We start from the raw sequence: 16,804 nt of genomic DNA, 5'->3' as shown, positions 1-16,804 counted from the left end.
TCGGCGAGCGCCGCCGCGGCGGCTCGGCGTTGTAGGGCTCCTGCTCGTGCACGATCATGCCGGCGCGCTTGGTCGGCGTGCTCGTCACCGACATCTCCTCTCCTCGTGGCTGGCGATGGTCGACGGGCCCGCGCTCAGTCGCTGGTGTCCTTGTTCTGGTCGATGATCGTCTGGCGCTCGGGGGTGACCCAGAGGATCACGCGCTCGGACTTGATGCCCTCGGGCGGGTAGTCGGTCCCGAGGTACTGGTGGGCGACCTCGTCGATGTGCTTGCGCGCCTCGGATCCGGTGGTGGTGCGCTCGACCCGCCCCCGGATCTCGGCGTAGCGGTAGGGGTCGTCCTCGTCGCGGATCAGCACGGTGATCCGGGGGTCGTCTTGGAGGTTCTTGTAGCGCCGACGGTGGGTCTCGGTGTTCAGGACCAGCGAGCCGTCCTTGATCGCGACCCAGAGCATCTGGGTCTGCAGCCTGCCGCTGGGCAGCACCGTGGTCACCGCGGCGAAGTTCTTGCCGTTCGCGAGCTCCTCGGTGACCGGGTGGAGCTCGGGTCCGTTCTTCGTGTCGGCCATGACGGGTCCTCTCGTAGCGCAGGGTCGGGCGGGGGTCAGGCTCGGAGCTGGGAGAGCAGGACCGCCATGTCGGTGGCGCCCCACCGCTCGACGATCTGGCCGTCCTCGAAGCGTCCGAGCTGCAGCCCGCGCACCTCGATGCGCCGGCCGGTCGCGGCGACGCCCTCGAACTCGCCCTGGTGGGTCCCGGTGAGCGTGTAGGCGAACGCGATCGTGTCGTCGTCGGCCACCATCCGCTGCGGGGTGATCGTGAAGTCGGGGAACGCGGAGATCAGGTAGTGGAAGAACCGGCGGTACCCCTCGCGGCCCTGTTCCTGGAACGGCGCCGGATCGTGGTCGACCGCGTCCGGCGCGAACATGATGTCCACCCCGGCGTCGACGTCCCCGGCGTTCAGGCGCTCGGCGGCCTTCTCCTGCGTGGCGATGTTGTCGTCCCGACTGCTGACGGGGCTGCTCCTGAGGTCTGGGTGGATCGGGCGGGCGGCCGTGCCGCCTCGGGAAGCCGGCTGGCACTCCGCGGCGAGCCAGGGCTCGTGGCGTCAGCTGGCGACGAGGCCCCTCAGGCCGTGCTCCGGGTCCGCGGCGACCATGCTTTCGGCCTCGCCCCGCAGCTGAGCGAGGGTCCGGGCCAGGAGGCGCGAGACGTGCATCTGGGAGATGCAGAGGACCTCGGCGATCTCGGTCTGGGTCTTCTCGTGGACGAAGCGCAGCGCGAGGATCGTGCGTTCACGCTGGGGCAGGGCCCGCACCAGGTCCTGCACGACAGTCCCGACCTCCACCCGCCCGAGGTCGGGATCCAGCGTCCCGAGGACGCCGGACAGGGGACCGCCGTCGTCGCCCTCGTCCCGGCCTTCGTCCAGCGAGGCGGGCCGCAGGGCTCCGCCCGCTGCGATCGCCTCGCCCACCCGGTCCGGAGTCAGACCGAGGTGCTCGGCGAGCTCCGGCACGGTCGGGGCCCGACCCAGACCCTGCGACAGGAACGTGATGGCCTTCCCGACCGCGAGGTAGTCGTCCTTCACCCTGCGCGGGGTGCGCACCGACCACGTGCGGTCGCGGAAGTGACGTCGCACCTCGCCCATGATCGTGGGCACCGCGAAGGGCAGGAAGTCCCGGCCGCGCTCGGGGTCGAACCGCTCCAACGCACCGAGCAGCCCGATCGTGGCGACCTGCTCGAGATCGTCCACCGGCTCACCCCTGCTCGCGAACCGGCGCGCGACGTGCCGGGCCACCGGCAGGTAGCCGACCACGAGCCGCTCGCGCAGCCCGGATCGGCGGGGGTCGCCGCCGCTCAACCGGGCGTACTCCGCGAGCAGTGGCGCGTAACGCGCGTACTCCCCGTCGTCCTCGCCACGCGCCACTGCTCGTCCTCTCCGTGGATCGCTCGGACCGGATCAGGCGGCGGGCTTGAGCAGGACCTTGGTCCAGCCCTCGAGGCGGTCGTCGAAGTTCTGGTACGCCTCGGGCGCCTGGTCGAGGGAGAGCTCGTGGCTGACGATGAACGAGGGCTTCGCCTTGCCCTGGTGGATCAGCTGGGCGAGCTGGCGGTTGTAGTTCTTGACGTTGGCCTGGCCGTTGCCGATGCCCTGGCCCTTGAACCACGTGGTGCCGTAGTCGAGCGGGTAGCGCCCGGTCTTCGCGTCCTCGGTCTTCGCGCCCGGGTCGTCGGGCAGGAACAGCCCGACCACGCCGATCTTGCCGGTGGGCCGCACGGCCTGGAACAGCGAGTTCAGCGTCATCGACGGGTCCTCGTTGCCCTGGGCGTCGTGGGCCTGGTAGCCCACGCACTCACACCCGCGGTCGGCGCCCCTGCCGTCGGTCTGGTCGAGGATCTGCTGGGCGGGGTCGCCCTGCGAGTCGTCGATGGGCGTGGCGCCGGCCCGCTCGGCGAGCTTGAGCCGGTCGGGGTGGCGGTCGACGACGAACACCTGGCTCGCGCCGCGGATCACCGCGGAGTAGGCGGCCATGATCCCGACGGGGCCGCCGCCGTAGACCACGACGGACTCGCCCGGGCGCATCCCGGCGAGCTCGGTGGCGTGCCAGCCGGTCGGGAAGATGTCCGAGAGCATCGCGTAGTCGTTCTGCTTGTCCCGGGCGTCTTCGGGCAGGACGAGGCAGTTGAAGTCGGCGTAGGGCACGCGCAGCAGTTCGGCCTGGCCACCTGCGTAGGGACCCATGCCGTAGAAGCCGTAGGCGCCGCCGGCGGTGCCGGGGTTGACCGTGAGGCAGAAGCCGGTGTTGCCGCGCTCGCAGTTCTCGCAGAACCCGCAGCCGATGTTGAACGGCAGGCTGACCTGGTCGCCGACCTTGACGCGGTCGACGCCGGAGCCGACCTCGACGACCTCGCCCGTGTTCTCGTGACCGAGGATCTTCCCGGCCTCGAGCCCGGTGCGGCCCTCGTACATGTGCAGGTCCGACCCGCAGATGTTCGTGGTCGTGATGCGCACCAGGACATCGGTCGGCTTCTCGACCATCGCGTCCGGCACGTTCTTCACCGACACCGACTTCGGGCCCTCGTAAACCAGCGCCTTCACAGCAGGTCCTCCACACCTCGAGAGTCGATACGCCCGCCCACACCCCGGTGCGACGGCGGAGGGGCAGCGCAGAACCCTCCCGACGGTAGGAGGCGTCCCGGCGTCCACCGAGCCGTTCTCGGCTCCGCCGGGAGCCGGAATCGGCACGTCCCCACGGGTCCACGGGGCCGCTCGCGAGAGAGCCTTGTCGATGATCGGCCACCAGGGTGGCGGTCGACCCGACCGATACCGCGAGTTCCTTGCGCGGCTGCGTGACGTGGTGCTCGTGCTGATCGCTGCCGGGTCAGCTCTCGACGGTGAGTACCACCTTGCCGACCATGTGCCCGGCCTCCACCAGCTCGTGCGCCTGCCGCAGGGCGGTGGCGTCGAGGGGGCCGAGCTCGCGGGTGAGGGTGGTACGCACCGTGCCGGCGTCGACGAGACCGGCCACGGTCTCGAGGAGGTCGTGCTGCGCGACCATGTCGTCGGTGCCGTAGAGCGGCCTCGTGAACATGAGCTCCCAGTGGAACGTGATGCTCTTGTTCTTCAGCGGCAGCAGATCCAGCCCCTGGGGCCCGTCGATCGCGCAGATCGCGCCCCCCGGGCGCAGCATCCGCTCGTAGGTCTCGATCATCCCGCCCGTCCGCGAGGAGAAGATGAGGTCGACACCGTCGGGCGCGACGGCGGCGACGGCCTCGCCGAGGTCGCCGGAGTGGTCGACGACGTGGTGGGCGCCCAGGTCGCGCGCCCAGCGCTGCGACTCCTCGCGCGACGCGGTCCCGATCACGGAGAGCCCCGTCAGCGCGCGGGCGAGCTGGATGACCATCGAGCCGGCGCCGCCGGCGGCACCGACCACGACGAGCGTGCCGGTGGAGTCGGTGCCGACGCCGAAGCGGTCGACGAGGGTCTCCCAGGCCACGATGGTGGTGAGCGGGAGCGCGGCCGCCTCGGCGAAGGACAGGGTGCGCGGCTTGGGCCCGACGATCCGCTCGTCGACCACGTGAACCTGCGCGTTTGTTCCCGCCCGCGCGGTCGAGCCGGAGTAGTAGACCTCGTCGCCCGGGACGAACAGCTCGACCTCCGCGCCGACGCCCGAGACGACCCCTGCCGCGTCGTAGCCCAGGACGTCGGCCTCGCCCTCGGGGTCGTTCCTCCCGCGGAGCTCGATGTCGACCGGGTTGACCGACACAGCGCGGACGGCGACGACGAGGTCCTTCGGGCCGGGCGCGGGAACGGGCAGCTCGACGTCCTCGAAGACGTCCGCGCCCCCGGGACGACGGTGGGCCACGGCACGCATCGTTGGGGTCATCCGCCCATCCTCGACTCTCGGTGAAAGCTTGGCCCCGCTGGTCCGTCCCGCCGCCTGCGGCGACCGCTCAGCCGAGGAATTCGTCCACCGTCAGCGGCAACGACCGCACGCGCCGTCCGGTGGCGTGGTAAGCGGCGTTGGCGATGGCTGCGGCCGACCCGACGATCCCGATCTCGCCGATGCCCTTGGTGCCCATCGGGTTGACGTAGGGGTCCTGCTCGTCGATCCAGTCGATCTCCATGGTGTTGACGTCGGCGTTGGAGACGACGTGGTAGTTCGCCAGGTCACGGTTGACGACGTGGCCGGTGCGCGGGTCGAGCACGCTCTGCTCGTGCAGGGCCATCGACAGGCCCATCGTCATACCCCCCAGGAACTGCGACCGCCCCAACGTCGGATTGACGATGCGTCCTGCCGCGAACACGCCGAGCATCCGTGGCACTCGGATTTCGCCGGTATCGGCGTGGACCGCGATCTCGGCGAAATGCGCTCCGTACGCCGACATCGCGTACTGGTCGCCGTACGGGTTGTCGGGCATGGCCCCGTCGGCCTCGGCGCCGTCCTCGGGGTCGGAGCCCCACTTGTCGCGGAAGCGGTGGGCGGCGTCGGCGATGGTCGCGCCCCACGAGCCGGTGCCCGAGGACCCGCCGGCCAGCGACGCGGTCGGCAGCGCCGTGTCGCCGATCGCGACGTCGACGACCTCGGTAGGCACGCCGAGCGCGTCGGCGGCGATCTGGGTGAGGACGGTGCGTGCTCCGGTGCCGATGTCGGCGGCGGCGAGCTCGACCTCGTAGCGCCCGGTGGCGCCGAGGGCGGGGTCGAGCGAGGGATCGCGGTGGAAGCGGATGACCGCGGTGGATCCGGGCATGGTGAACACCGGGTAGCTGGAACTGGCCACCCCCGTCCCGTGCCACCAGCCGTCGACGAGGCGGGCGCGGGGCTGCGGGTCGCGATGTGACCAGGCGAAGCGCTCGGCGCCGCGTCGCAGGCAGGCGACGAGGTTACGGCTGGAGAACGGCAGCCCCGACTCCGGGCTGACTGTCGGCTCGTTACGCACCCGCAGTTCGATGGGGTCGAGGCCGGTGACGACGGCGAGCTCGTCCATGGCGACCTCGGCGGCGAAACTGCCCGGTGCCTCGCCGGGCGCTCGCATCCACGAGGCCATCCCGACGTCGAGCGGGACGAGCCGGTGGGTGGTGCGCCGGTTGGGGGTGGCGTACATCGAGCGGCTGTAGGTCGCGGTCTGCTCGGCGAACTCCTTGAACCGTGCGGTCTGCTCGACCACGTCGTGGGTGATCGCGGTCAGGGTCCCGTCGGTGTCGGCGCCGAGCGCGACGTGCTGGATGGTCGGTGTCCGGTACCCGACCAGGTCGAACATCTGTTGGCGGGTCAAGGCGTACTTCACCGCCCGGCCGGGCACGGCCATCGCGGCGAGGGTGGCCAGCACGGTGTTGGCGTGCAGGTTGCCCTTGGAACCGAACCCGCCGCCGACGTGCGGGGCGATCACGGTTACCGCGTCGGCGTCGAGACCGAAGAGGTTCATGACGGCGTCGCGGGTGGTGACCACGCCCTGGGTCGACTCGAACAGTGTCAGCCGGCCGCCCTGGGCGTCCCAGGTCGCGATGGTGGTGTGCGGTTCCATCGGATTGTTGTGGGTCATCGCCGTGGTGTAGGTCTGGCGCACTGTGTACTCGGCGGCGGCGAGAGCGGCGTCCGGATCGCCGATGCTCTCGTCGGTCGCGAACGCCGGGTTGACCACGTCCGGGGCGTAGAGATCGGGCGAGTGCTCGTCGAGCGACGCCACGTGGGTGTCCTGGTCGTAGGTCACGGCCACGAGCTCGGCGGCCTGGCGGGCGATCTCGGATCCCTTGGCGAGCACCGCGGCCACGTACTGGCCGCGGAACCCGACCTCGGGGGTCTGCAGGACCGACCACTCGGCGTCCGAGGTGTCCGCGAGCCGGGCTGCGTTCTCGTGGGTGATCACGGCCACGACACCGTCGAGGGCCTCGGCCCCCGAGGCGTCGACCGCGGTGATCCGGCCACGGGCGATCGTCGACTGCACCGGGTGCAGGTACAGCGGCCGGACCACGGGGTGCTCGAAGGCGTAGCGGGCGGTGCCGGCGACCTTCTGCGGGCCCTCGATGCGGGGCTGAGAGGTGCCCATCGACCGTGCGGTGATGCTCATGCGGACTCTCCGGGGACGCCGTCGGTCGCGGACGGGTCCTGGGTCAGGCGGCGCAGGGCCGTGGTCACGGTCCCGGCCACCAGCGGGATCTTGAAGGCGTTACCGCCGGCCGGGCTCTCGACGGGGCGCGCGCCCTCGAGCTCGGCCTCCGCGGCGGCGCGGAAGTTCTCGTCGGTCGCCGGGCGCCCGCGCAACGCCTCCTCGGCGCGGAACGCGCGCCACGGGAGGTGTGCGACGCCGCCGAGGGCGATGCGCACGTCGGCGACGACCGGCCCGTCGGGGGTGCGGTCGACCTCGAGCGCGGCGGCCACCGAGACGAGCGCGAACGCGTAGGACGCCCGGTCACGGACCTTGTAGTAGGTGGAGTTGGTGGCGATCGGCGCGGGCGGCAGGTCGACGGCGGTGATGAGCTCACCGTGGCGCAGGACGGTGTCACGGGTCGGGTCGTCGCCGGGCAGCCGGTAGAACTCCCCGATCGGGATCGTGCGCTCGCCCTCGGGGCCGAGGACCTGCACCCGCGCGTCGAGCATCGACATCGCCACGGCCATGTCCGACGGGTGGGTGGCGATGCAACGCTGCAGACCCTCGTCGTCCTCGGCGGCGCCGAGGATCGCGTGGTACCGCGCCCAGCCCCCGAGCGCCGAGCACGACTCGTCGAGTGATCGCTTCGTGCACGGTGTGGTGCGGTCCTGGAAGTAGGCGCACCGGGTGCGCTGGAGCAGGTTGCCGCCGGTGGTGGCCATGTTGCGCAGCTGGCCCGACGCGCCCTGCAGCAGCGCCTCAGCGAGCGCCGGGTACTCGGCGCGCACCCGGCGGTGCGCGGCGAGGTCGGAGTTGCGGACCGCGGCGCCGATGCGCAGCCCGTCTTCCTGCCCGTCGTCGCCGGGCAGGTCCTCGATCCGGTCCGAGGTCAGGCCGGTGACGTCGACGAGCGTGCCCGCCGCCGCGATGCCCAGCTTGAGGTGGTCGACGAGGTTGGTGCCGCCGGCGAGGAACATCGCGTCCGGGTCGGCGGTCACCGAGGCGACGGCGCCGGCGGCGTCGTCGGCGCGGGCGTAGGTGAAGGGCCTCATCGCAGGGCTCCGTCCTGCGCGGCGTGCGCGTTCTCGATCGCGGTGACGATGTTGGCGTACGCGGCGCAGCGGCAGATATTGCCGCTCATGCGTTCGGCGATCTCGGCGCGGTCGAGCCGGGGCGGGGCGGCCACGTCGGTCGCCGCGGCGCTCGGGTGACCGCCGTCGACCTCCGCGAGCATCCCCACCGCCGACGTGATCTGGCCCGGGGTGCAGTAGCCGCACTGGTAGGCATCGGCGTCCAGGAACGCCTGCGCCATCGCGTGCCGCTCCCCTTCCGGGGCGAGCCCGTCCGCGGTGACCACCTCGTCGCCGTCGTGGGCGACAGCGAGCGAGAGACACGCCAGAGTGCGCCGACCGCCGAGCAGGACCGTGCACGAACCGCACTGGCCGTGATCACAACCCTTCTTGACGCTCGTGACGTCGAGATGTTCGCGGAGGGCGTCGAGCACAGTGGTCCGGGAATCGATCGTCAGCGACCGCTCCTGACCGTCCACGCTCAGCGTGATGGAGGTGTCCATGACTCTGGTTACCCACTCTCTGTCTACGGCTAGATGCACACCCCGACCCGCACCACGACCCGCACGACCGCCTCAGCGGTAGGCGAGGGGATCGAGGTCGCAGAGACCCGAGTCAGTGGGTTCCGCGCGTCGGCAGTGACGGTGACCGGATGAGGCCGTCAAGCGGTCGCGGCTCGGTGGGGACCGAGCGGGTGTCCGCCGGCTTCGGCAGGCAGCCGGGTGGCCAGGCCACCCGGCGCCGTGGTGGGTCGGTCAGATCGGTGACTTCTCGGCGATGACGTGCACGGGCTCGATGGTGGGCTGCTCGAACAAGGTGCCGGTGTTCTCGGCGAGGGCTTGCCCGACTGGACCGTTGAGGTGCCTCTGGCGCCCCGCGTCGTCGGGGAACGCGTCGTAGATAGGGAACGACGAGGGCCCGAACCGGAAGGCGACCCACCGGACCGTGGCGGGTTCGTCCTGCACGAGGGTCAGCCCGTGCTGCAGGAAGTCCTCGACGTCCGTCTCTCGACCCGGCAGCGCCTCGATACGCACAAGGAACCCTACGGTCACTGGCTCAGCCATGATCGATCTCTCTCCTCAAGGACGTTGTTGGCTCATCCCAATCGGGGGTGTAGGAGTTGGGGTCTGAAGCCGCCGGTCTCGAGCAGGCTTCGGGCGATGTAGTTGGTCAGGTTGCGGAACCCGAGTGCGGAGCCGCGCAGGTGTTCGAGCCGTCCGTTGAGCGCCTCGGTCGGCCCGTTGCTGGTGCCGGGTCGTTCGAAGTAGGCGAGCACGTCGGCGGCTCGCTTCTTCAGGGTCCGGCCCAGGGTGGTGAGCTCGGTGAGCACCTTGGGGACGCCGGCGCTGAGGTCGGTGATCAGCTTCTCCATGAGCTCGCGGCCACGTTGCCGGTCCTCGTGGCGATAGGCGGCGATCATGCGCTGGTAGACACCCCAGGTCGCCTCGACCTCGACGTGAGCGTCATCAACGAACAGCGCGCGTAGCCTGTCGCTCTGCTTGTCGGTGAGCAGGTCCGCGCCGGTGTGCAGCGTGCGCCGCGACTTGTAGAGCGGGTCGTCCCTGAACCCACGGTGCCCGTGGATCGCGAGTTGGACCCGGCGCCGGCACCTGTCGAGGGCGTCACCGGCCAGGCGCACGACGTGGAAGGGATCCATCACCGTGACCGCGTCCGGGATCTCCTCCGCAGCGGCGGTCTTGAACCCGGTGAAGCCGTCCATCGCGACCACCTCGACCGCGTCACGGAAGGCGTCGTCGCGGTCGGCGAGCCAGGTCTTGAACGCCGCCTTCGACCGGCCCTCGACCATGTCCAGCAGCCTTGCTGGGCCGGCGCCATCGCGGACCGGGGTGAGGTCGATGATCACGGTGACGTACTTGTCGCCACGCCTGGTGTGGCGACAGACGTGCTCATCGACGCCAATGACCTTCACGCCCTCGAACCGCGTGGGGTCGTTGATCAGCAGCCGATTGCCTTCGGCCATGACCGCGTTGTTGGCGGTGTCCCACGCGACCCCGAGTCCCTCGGCGACACGGGCGACGGTGAGGTGTGCGACCACGATCCCTTCCAGCGCCCACCGCAACCCGGTGCGCGAGAGCTTCGCGCGTGGCTCCGCCGCGGCGCTGGTGTCTTGGCGCCACACGTGTCCGCAGTCGGCACAGCGGTAGCGGCGCACTACAACTTCCAGCACGGTCGGTCGCCAGCCCAGCGGCTCGTGGGCCAACCGCCGGATCACGGTGTCACGAGCAGCGCCTTCGCTGCCGCACCGTCGGCAAGACTGATCTGGTTCCACCACGCGGCACGCGAGGACCGCACGATCCGGTTCAAGTCGTTGCCCGGTCACGCTCAGACCGAGGCCGTCGAGTCGAGCGAAGGCGGTCAGGTCAGGGCGGCCGAAGCCGGCCGGCGGGGTAGCGTCGGACACGTCGAGGTCTTTCGGATGGATGGCGTAGGAACCTCCATCGTCGGGAGACCTCGACGTCTATCTGCGGACCGACGCGCCCGGCCGACCTACAACCCTCATCTGGGAAGAGCCCGCAAAGCCGACGTGATTAGGTCGTCGGTTCGATTCCGACAGGCGGCTCCGGCGAACAGCCCCTGACCTGCGCAAACGCAGGGCAGGGGCGGTTCGGTTCTGGTGGTCGCGCGATGCGCTGGCCTCACGGCTCTGCCCGACACCGACGTCGCTCTCCTCTGCGACGGACCCCTCGCCGGCTGAGCGCTCGCGGCCGGCCTCCTGTCCGTGTGCCGATATGCCTCGCTCCGCTCGGCAACGCAGCGTGGCGTTGTGTCGCGACCTGGACGTGCGAGGTGTCAACGGTGCGTCGGCGCAGCGATCGTTGTGTGCGCAGCGAGATGCTCCATGCCGCACGCGCGGCGCGCACGAACGCAACGCCCCGGAACGCCAACGACCCGTCATCGCTGCGACGCGCAACGCGTCTCCCGTCACGGCAACGGATCGCAACCACGACCCGCCCACGGCGCCTCGCGGGACGGAGGGCAAGTTGACACAGTTGCGCTGCCATGGAACCGCGCTGACTCTCTCGATGACCACCGGTGAAACAGTGCCGCTCCAGGCTTGCGCCTGGTGTTGCCTGGCCTCCTCGTGATCGGCCCGTCGGGGATCGTCAACGTGGTGCGGGTGTCGAGGCGGTCGGGTCCGACGGCTCGGCGGGGCGCGATCGTCTCGTGCGTTGGCGGACTACGGGAGCTTGGACGCCAGGACGTCGGCCGCCAGGATCTCGGGTGCTGCGCCGAGGAGGTGCTGGTTGGCCATCAGGGCTGCGACGATGGCGCCGTTGGCGTGGGCGTCGCGAGCGGCCTCGTCGGGGAATGCATCGAAGATCCAGAAGGTGTCGGCGTGGGTCCTAGCCGCGAACCAGACAATCGTTCCTACTTCTTCGTTGGCGAGTGCGACAGCGCCGGCGAGCAGATCGGCGAGCGCGTCGTGCTGTCCATCGGCCGCGACGATCTTGGCGACGAAGGCATACGGAAGTGATGCGGGTGTGGACATGAGGGGTTCTCCTTGAAGTCGGGGTTCTTCGTGGGGCGAGTTCAGCGTATGACGAGCGAGGGCCGGTGGGGAGTGGCGTATACGGCAGTATTGCTATTGTTCGCGCCATGCGTATCGGACTGATCGCGATCGACGGCTGCTTCGGTTCGGCGGTCGCGTCGGTCATCGACATCGTGCGGGTGGCCGACGGAGCCCGCGGCGATGTCGACCCGCGGATCGACCCGATCGAACTCGCCATCCTCGGACCGAAACGGCGAGTGACCACGACGGCATCGATGACCCTGTCGGTGGACCACCCGCTGTCGGAGTCCGGAGAGTTCGACGTGGTCGTCGTCCCTGCGCTTGGAACCCTCACGGCCGCCGCGACCCACGACGCCCTCCAGAGCCGAGATGCTCGTTCGGTCATCGCCTCACTCGGGCGCCTCGACGACGCGACCACCCGGATCGCCGCGGCGTGCACCGGCGTGTTCGCCGTCGCCGAGACCGGACGGATGCATCATCGGCGGGCGACGACCAGCTGGTTCCTGGGGCCGGAGTTCCTGAAGCGCTATCCGACCGTCGCCCTCGATCTCGACACCATGGTCGTGGTCGACGGGAACCTCGTCACCGCCGGCGCCGCCTTCGCCCACATCGACCTCGCGCTCTCACTCGTGCGATCGATCAGCCCCGACCTGGCCCAACATGTCGCCAAGCTCCTCATCATCGACGAGCGCCCGTCGCAGGCGGCCTTCGTCGCCTACGAACATCTCCGGCACGAGGACCCGATCGTCGTCGAGTTCGAACGCTTCGTGCGCGTCCGCCTGGACGAACCGTTCAACGTCGCCTTCGTCGCGCAGTCGCTCGGCACCAGCCGGCGCACCCTCGAACGACGAGTCCGTGCGGCGCTCAACCTCACTCCGCTCGGCTTCGTCCAACGGCTTCGCATCGAACGAGCTCGGCACCTCTCAGCAACCACGGACCTCACCTCCGCCGAGATCGCGCGACGGGTCGGCTACGCGAACGCCGAGACTCTGCGCTCCCTCCTGCGCAGGGAGCGACGCCGTTCCTGACCTATCGCCATGCCTGTAGCCGGTGTCCTAGCGCTCGGTTGGAACCACCTTTCAGCACGTCGCGTCGACGCTCCTGCGTCGCCCCTGGACGACCCACTCGACACGCCCGCAGCACAGGCCATGTGACGTGCCCCGGCTTCCCGGACGGTCGGGGTTGGGTGGCTGTGATGTCGCTGCGTTCTCGTCGAGGGGGTCAGCAGACCCGATCAGGGTCGATTGGGATGAGCCGCGAAGGCGGTCAGGTCAGGGCGGCCGAAGCCGGCCGGCGGGGTAGCGTCGGACACGTCGAGGTCTTTCGGATGGATGGCGTAGGAACCTCCATCGTCGGGAGACCTCGACGTCTATCTGCGGACCGACGCGCCCGGCCGACCTACACCCTCATCTGGGAAGAGCCACGTTGTTCGTCAGGTGCGGTCGCGGCGACGGCGGTGAACCCGTCCGCCAGACGGAACTTCGCGAGGTAGCGTCGTCCTGAGGCCGACCTGTTGGAAGGTCGGTGGGTTCGACGTCAGAACGCGGCACCGGCAGCTTCGGCGACGGCCTGGTCCTGGTCGCCGGTACCCCCGGACACTCCCACCCCACCGACGACGTTGCCGTTGCTTCCGCGCAGCGGCACGCCGCCAGCGAAGATCATGACCCGGCCGTGGTTGGAGTCGCTGATGCCGTAGAACTGATCACCGGGCTGGGCGTTCTTCGCGAGGTCGGCGGTCGAGGTGTCGAACGCCCGCGCAGTGAACGCCTTGTTGATCGAAATGTCGATGCTGCCCATCCAGGCGTCGTCCATCCGAATGTGGGCAACCAGGTTCCCGCCCGCGTCGACCACCGCCACGTTGCTCGGCGAGCCGATCTCGCGGGCCTTCTGCTCACCCGCGGCGATCACCCGGCGGGCGTCCTCGAGGGCCACCGTTTCGATCTGTCTCATCGTCGGTCTCCGTTTCCAGCGGCGCGAGTGGGGCCGGGGTCAGGCTTGCGCGCTCGCGGGGTGGCGGCCCTCGGCGAACTCCTCGACGAGCTTCGCGCCGAACGCGGGCAGGTCGTCGGGGTTGCGGCTGGTGACCAGGCCGTTGTCGGTGGCGACCTCCTGGTCGACGACGTGTCCGCCGGCGTTGCGGATGTCGGTGCGGATGCTGGGGAACGACGTCAGGGTCCGGCCCCGCACGACGTCGGCCTCGACCAGCGTCCAGGGGCCGTGACAGATCGACCCGACCGGCTTGCCGGAACGGACGAAGTCCCCCACGAACCGCACCGCGTCGGCGTTCACCCGCAGCCCGTCGGGGTTGACGGTGCCGCCGGGCAGGATCAGGGCGTCGAAGTCGTCGGGCGAGACCTCGGACACCAGCCGGTCGACCGGGAACGTGTCGCCCTTGTTGATGTCACCGTTCATCGCCTGAATCTCGCCGCTGTGGATCGAGAGCAGCGTGACCTGCGCGCCCGCGTCCTCCACGGCCTGGCGGGGCTGGGTGTATTCGACCTGTTCGACGCCGTCGGTAGCCAGGATGGCCACCCGCCGACCACGCAGTTCCTCCGCCATCAATCGTCACCTCTTCGTCGTGGACCGCCCGTGCGGACGCCACGACGCTAGGCGCCGTCACCCGCGGGCCAGAGCCGTTTCCGGACGGGACGGCGGTGCGGAATCGGCACTCGTCGTCGCAGGTGGCGGCGCCTGCCGCCCGTCAGCGCAGGGTGCGGGCCAGGGTGACGGCGGGTGCTTCGCCGTAGTGGTGGCGGTAGGCGGTGGCGAAACGTCCGGGGTGGCTGAAGCCCCACCGGTGCGCGACGTCGATGACGCGGACACCGCTCCCGGTCTCGGCTGCGACCAGGTCGGAGCGGGCGCGCTCGAGGCGGACCTGCTGGAGGTACTGCTTCGGCGACCGGTCGAGCTCGCGGCGGAACCCCGCGTGCAGCGCCCGCACCGACAGACCCACCGCGCGGGCGATGCCCTCGACGGTCAGCGGCTCCTCGGCGTGGGTCCGCATCAGCTCCGCGGCCTCCGAGACCGTCGTATGAGGCACGGATTCCGGCTGGTGGCGCAGCGCCGCCGTCCAGCTGTTGGGCTGCCCCAGCAGCAGGGTGCTCATCACCTGCTCGCGCATCTGCGCGGTCACCAGGGGGTTCACCGCTCCCGAGCCGGTGTCGGCGACGACCCGTTGCATCAGCCGGGCCTGTCCCAGCAGCGCGGCGGTGATCTCGGGGACGTCCATGACGGGGTCGAACCGCAGGTCAGGCCAGTCGGGCGAGGCGGCGGTGACCAACCGGCCGGCGAACGACTGCAGCGCGTCGAGGTCGATCCGGAGCACCAGCAACCGCAACGCCTCGCCCCAGTCCATCACCAGCTCGGAGGCCGGGGCGCCCACCACGGCCGACCGCCCGCTGACCGCGTCGACCCGGCGCCCCGCGTGCTGCGCGGTCATCCCACCCGCGAGCGGGAGCGACACCGCGACGTAGCTTGGCCAGGGATCGGCGGTCAACCGCACCGCCATCCCGTAGTCCATCTCCAGCAGCGACAGACCCGGGGTGCGGACACCGGACACCTCCGCGACGAACCCGCCGGAGCGCGCCGGAGCCACCGTGTGGCTAGACATCAGGTCGGTGACCCGCGACACCAGGTCGTCGAGGTCGTCGGTCCGGATCAGCGGCCGTTCGGGCGGTGCGGGCAACTCTTGATTCACTGGCTTCCTCCCGCGCCGAGTCTCACGGCCGGCGGGCCGCCGCTGGTGGAGCGAGCCGGGGATGACTACGCACCGGGGTCGTGCAGGTGCGTTTCACGAAACTACACCAACGGGGCGCCCGGTACGGAACCGCGGGAGCCGGGTCAGGTGCTGACGCGGTACTCGGCGAGCCAGTCGTCAGTGGCGATCAAGGGCAGCAGCACGTCCCACATGGCGGCGACCCGGGCGGGGAGCACGTCGAGGGTGCCGCTGCGATCGCAGATCAGGTGGTGCCCGGCCATCAGGGTCGCGACCTGACGGGCCAGCACCGCCACGTCGACCGCCGGGCGCAGCGAGCCGGCCTCGGCCGCCTCCCGCAGGCGAGCGGCGACGGCCTCCTCGGCGAACCGGTAGTGCGCGGCACCGTGCTCGACCTTTACGGCGACGTCGTTGAGCAGCCGGACCCCGCCGCGAGCGACCGGGTCGCGGCGCACCGCGTCGACGACCCGCTCGGTCATCACGACCACGGTGCGCAACGGGTCCCAGCCCCGTGCCTCGAGATCGGCGAGCAGCGCACCCCAGACCGCGTCGGTCGCGGCGATCACCACCTCGGCCACAGCCTCCTTGTGCGGGAAGTGGAAGTACATTGCACCCTTGGTCACCCCGCTGCGAGCCAGGATCTCGCTGAGCGTGGCGCCGTGGTATCCGACCTCGGCGAACCGCTCCGCCGCGGCCGCCACGATCGCCGCACGCGTCGCCACCGACTGCTCGTGACGCTCCCCCGCCCGACGGGGGCGGCCGGTGCCCGGTACGGAAGCGGACCTGTCCGCCCACCCTTCTGGATCGCTCACAGGAGCTCTCCTCTCTCCCGGCACGACGAGGCGCCTACTCCGCCGACACCCAGGCCCGCCTGCGGAGCCCGATCCGTCGCCGACCTCAGCGCGGGTTGTGGCGACGGGCCGCGTCGTAAACGGTGAACACCTCGCTCAACGTGGCGTCCTCGAGACCCACACCGAGCGCCTCCCGACGGATTGCGCAGCTCCACCCGGCACCCCGCGGCCTGGCGCCGCAGACGTACCCGGCGCAGGAACCGGGCCAGACCGGGCTCACAGGCGCGCATCTCGGACAGGTCGATCACCAGCTCCTGAGCGCCGAGCTCACGGACCAGGGGTCCGGCGAGCAGAGCCCGGAGTCGATCGACGACGCCGTCATCGACGACACCTGCCACCGCCAGCGCCAGCCGGCCGGCCCCGATCGCACGAATCGCGATCACCGCCTCATCTCCGTGGTCGGGCGTCGAGGCCACCTCCACCAGAACCCCCAGCGTCGCGTCCGGACGCTGCGACCGTCGCCGCGCTCCCGCTGTTCTCGCCACGATGTGCCCTCATCGAAGGCCTCAGGCCCGCCCGCGGTGGCCACGCCGTGAACCGAGCACCCATGCCGCCCACACGCCCTCCGAATCCGGCCCCTCGGAGCCAGGCTCCCGCGGTGGTACGGACGGCGACGACGCTAGGACCCACCACCCGGAGCGCCGAGACGATTCCGGCCCCGGACTCGATCCGGAATCGGCCTCTCTCCACGCGGTGACCGCTCGACGAAGTGACGCAGTAGGGCACCCGAGGCGCGGCACAGCCGATTTCGCACCGCGTCCATGGCCGGATACGGCTCGGCCCCACCCCCGCGGGCTGCCTACCGTCACCCCGACCCGCGCGGAGGCATCGTCGCCCACATCGCCCGCGCCCATCTCGCCGAAGGCAACCTCACCGAGGCCTACTTCGCCCTCCTCCGCGACTACATGCTCGACACCACCTAGTGTCCTGAGTCGTAAGTTCGCCAGCGGTTGCAGTAGTTGGCGATGCTGTCAAGGATGTCGTCGGCGGTCTTGGTCCAGACGTAGGGCTTGGGGTCGTCGTTCCAGGCCTTGATCCAGGCGCG

Annotated in this window: 17 protein-coding genes and 1 pseudogene; 2 read left to right on the top strand and 16 right to left on the bottom strand. The window is 70.5% G+C overall.

The annotated features are described in order from the left end of the window. Positions 1-134 precede the first annotated feature (134 nt). From ACFPK1_RS32150 to ACFPK1_RS32100, 11 genes are all read right to left on the bottom strand, one after another. Entirely contained in the window at positions 135-569 is a 435-nt protein-coding gene (locus ACFPK1_RS32150; protein ID WP_378025003.1) for a PPOX class F420-dependent oxidoreductase, read from the bottom strand. A 35-nt stretch (positions 570-604) separates the two neighbouring features. Further along, positions 605-994: an ester cyclase gene (locus ACFPK1_RS32145; protein WP_378025028.1), complete on the bottom strand. Its 390-nt coding sequence runs from the start codon at positions 992-994 to the stop codon at positions 605-607. A 114-nt stretch (positions 995-1,108) separates the two neighbouring features. Continuing rightward, the gene (locus tag ACFPK1_RS32140; protein WP_378025002.1) at positions 1,109-1,927 is read right to left on the bottom strand and encodes a SigB/SigF/SigG family RNA polymerase sigma factor; all 819 of its coding nucleotides are present in this window, start codon (positions 1,925-1,927) and stop codon (positions 1,109-1,111) included. A 33-nt stretch (positions 1,928-1,960) separates the two neighbouring features. After that, positions 1,961-3,100, bottom strand: a complete 1,140-nt coding sequence (locus ACFPK1_RS32135) for a glutathione-independent formaldehyde dehydrogenase (RefSeq protein WP_378025001.1) — start codon at positions 3,098-3,100, stop codon at positions 1,961-1,963. 283 nt (positions 3,101-3,383) lie between these two features. Further along, a complete protein-coding gene (locus ACFPK1_RS32130; protein ID WP_378025000.1) occupies positions 3,384-4,388 on the bottom strand; it encodes a zinc-binding alcohol dehydrogenase family protein in 1,005 nt (334 codons plus the stop codon). A gap of 67 nt (positions 4,389-4,455) precedes the next feature. Further along, entirely contained in the window at positions 4,456-6,570 is a 2,115-nt protein-coding gene (locus ACFPK1_RS32125; RefSeq protein ID WP_378024999.1) for a xanthine dehydrogenase family protein molybdopterin-binding subunit, read from the bottom strand. Beyond that, on the bottom strand, positions 6,567-7,643 hold the full coding sequence (locus tag ACFPK1_RS32120; RefSeq protein WP_378024998.1) for an FAD binding domain-containing protein: 1,077 nt from the start codon (positions 7,641-7,643) through the stop codon (positions 6,567-6,569). Before ACFPK1_RS32120 ends, ACFPK1_RS32125 begins: the two co-directional genes overlap by 4 nt. Beyond that, a complete protein-coding gene (locus tag ACFPK1_RS32115) occupies positions 7,640-8,164 on the bottom strand; it encodes a 2Fe-2S iron-sulfur cluster-binding protein (protein WP_378024997.1) in 525 nt (174 codons plus the stop codon). Before ACFPK1_RS32115 ends, ACFPK1_RS32120 begins: the two co-directional genes overlap by 4 nt. Before the next feature lie 252 nt (positions 8,165-8,416). Beyond that, entirely contained in the window at positions 8,417-8,725 is a 309-nt protein-coding gene (locus ACFPK1_RS32110; RefSeq protein ID WP_378024996.1) for a putative quinol monooxygenase, read from the bottom strand. Positions 8,726-8,757: 32 nt separating this feature from the next. Beyond that, positions 8,758-10,083, bottom strand: a complete 1,326-nt coding sequence (locus ACFPK1_RS32105; protein WP_378024995.1) for an ISL3-like element ISPfr2 family transposase — start codon at positions 10,081-10,083, stop codon at positions 8,758-8,760. Between the two features lie 777 nt (positions 10,084-10,860). Continuing rightward, positions 10,861-11,172, bottom strand: a complete 312-nt coding sequence (locus ACFPK1_RS32100) for a putative quinol monooxygenase (RefSeq protein ID WP_006247389.1) — start codon at positions 11,170-11,172, stop codon at positions 10,861-10,863. A gap of 107 nt (positions 11,173-11,279) precedes the next feature. On the opposite strand from ACFPK1_RS32100, the gene ACFPK1_RS32095 reads away from it, so the two are divergent. After that, positions 11,280-12,221 (top strand): GlxA family transcriptional regulator, encoded by a 942-nt coding sequence (locus ACFPK1_RS32095; protein ID WP_185717352.1) that lies wholly within the window; start codon positions 11,280-11,282, stop codon positions 12,219-12,221. A gap of 508 nt (positions 12,222-12,729) precedes the next feature. Here the strand turns inward: ACFPK1_RS32095 and ACFPK1_RS32090 are convergent. The 4 genes from ACFPK1_RS32090 to ACFPK1_RS32075 all read right to left on the bottom strand — a co-directional run bounded on the left by ACFPK1_RS32090 (position 12,730) and on the right by ACFPK1_RS32075 (position 15,630). Continuing rightward, entirely contained in the window at positions 12,730-13,143 is a 414-nt protein-coding gene (locus ACFPK1_RS32090) for a GlcG/HbpS family heme-binding protein (protein WP_378024994.1), read from the bottom strand. Positions 13,144-13,182: 39 nt separating this feature from the next. Then, on the bottom strand, positions 13,183-13,752 hold the full coding sequence (locus tag ACFPK1_RS32085) for a type 1 glutamine amidotransferase domain-containing protein (protein ID WP_378024993.1): 570 nt from the start codon (positions 13,750-13,752) through the stop codon (positions 13,183-13,185). 142 nt (positions 13,753-13,894) lie between these two features. After that, positions 13,895-14,890 carry an AraC family transcriptional regulator gene (locus ACFPK1_RS32080; RefSeq protein ID WP_378024992.1) on the bottom strand — a complete coding sequence of 332 codons (996 nt, stop codon included), beginning with the start codon at positions 14,888-14,890 and terminating at the stop codon, positions 13,895-13,897. 143 nt (positions 14,891-15,033) lie between these two features. Beyond that, the gene (locus ACFPK1_RS32075) at positions 15,034-15,630 is read right to left on the bottom strand and encodes a ScbR family autoregulator-binding transcription factor (RefSeq protein ID WP_378024991.1); all 597 of its coding nucleotides are present in this window, start codon (positions 15,628-15,630) and stop codon (positions 15,034-15,036) included. Between the two features lie 890 nt (positions 15,631-16,520). Between ACFPK1_RS32075 and ACFPK1_RS32070 the strand changes: the two genes are divergently transcribed. Then, a complete protein-coding gene (locus ACFPK1_RS32070) occupies positions 16,521-16,682 on the top strand; it encodes a hypothetical protein (RefSeq protein WP_378024990.1) in 162 nt (53 codons plus the stop codon). Here the strand turns inward: ACFPK1_RS32070 and ACFPK1_RS32065 are convergent. Then, positions 16,679-16,804, bottom strand: a pseudogene (locus tag ACFPK1_RS32065) (IS630 family transposase); the annotation flags it as partial. The gene ACFPK1_RS32070 and the pseudogene ACFPK1_RS32065 sit on opposite strands and share 4 nt — an antisense overlap.

This window comes from Actinomycetospora rhizophila (assembly GCF_042657905.1).
GTDB classification, from domain to species: Bacteria; Actinomycetota; Actinomycetes; order Mycobacteriales; family Pseudonocardiaceae; genus Actinomycetospora; species Actinomycetospora rhizophila.
The sequence above is the reverse complement of the archived record's forward strand: the minus strand, read 5'-3'. Positions and strand labels throughout refer to the sequence as shown.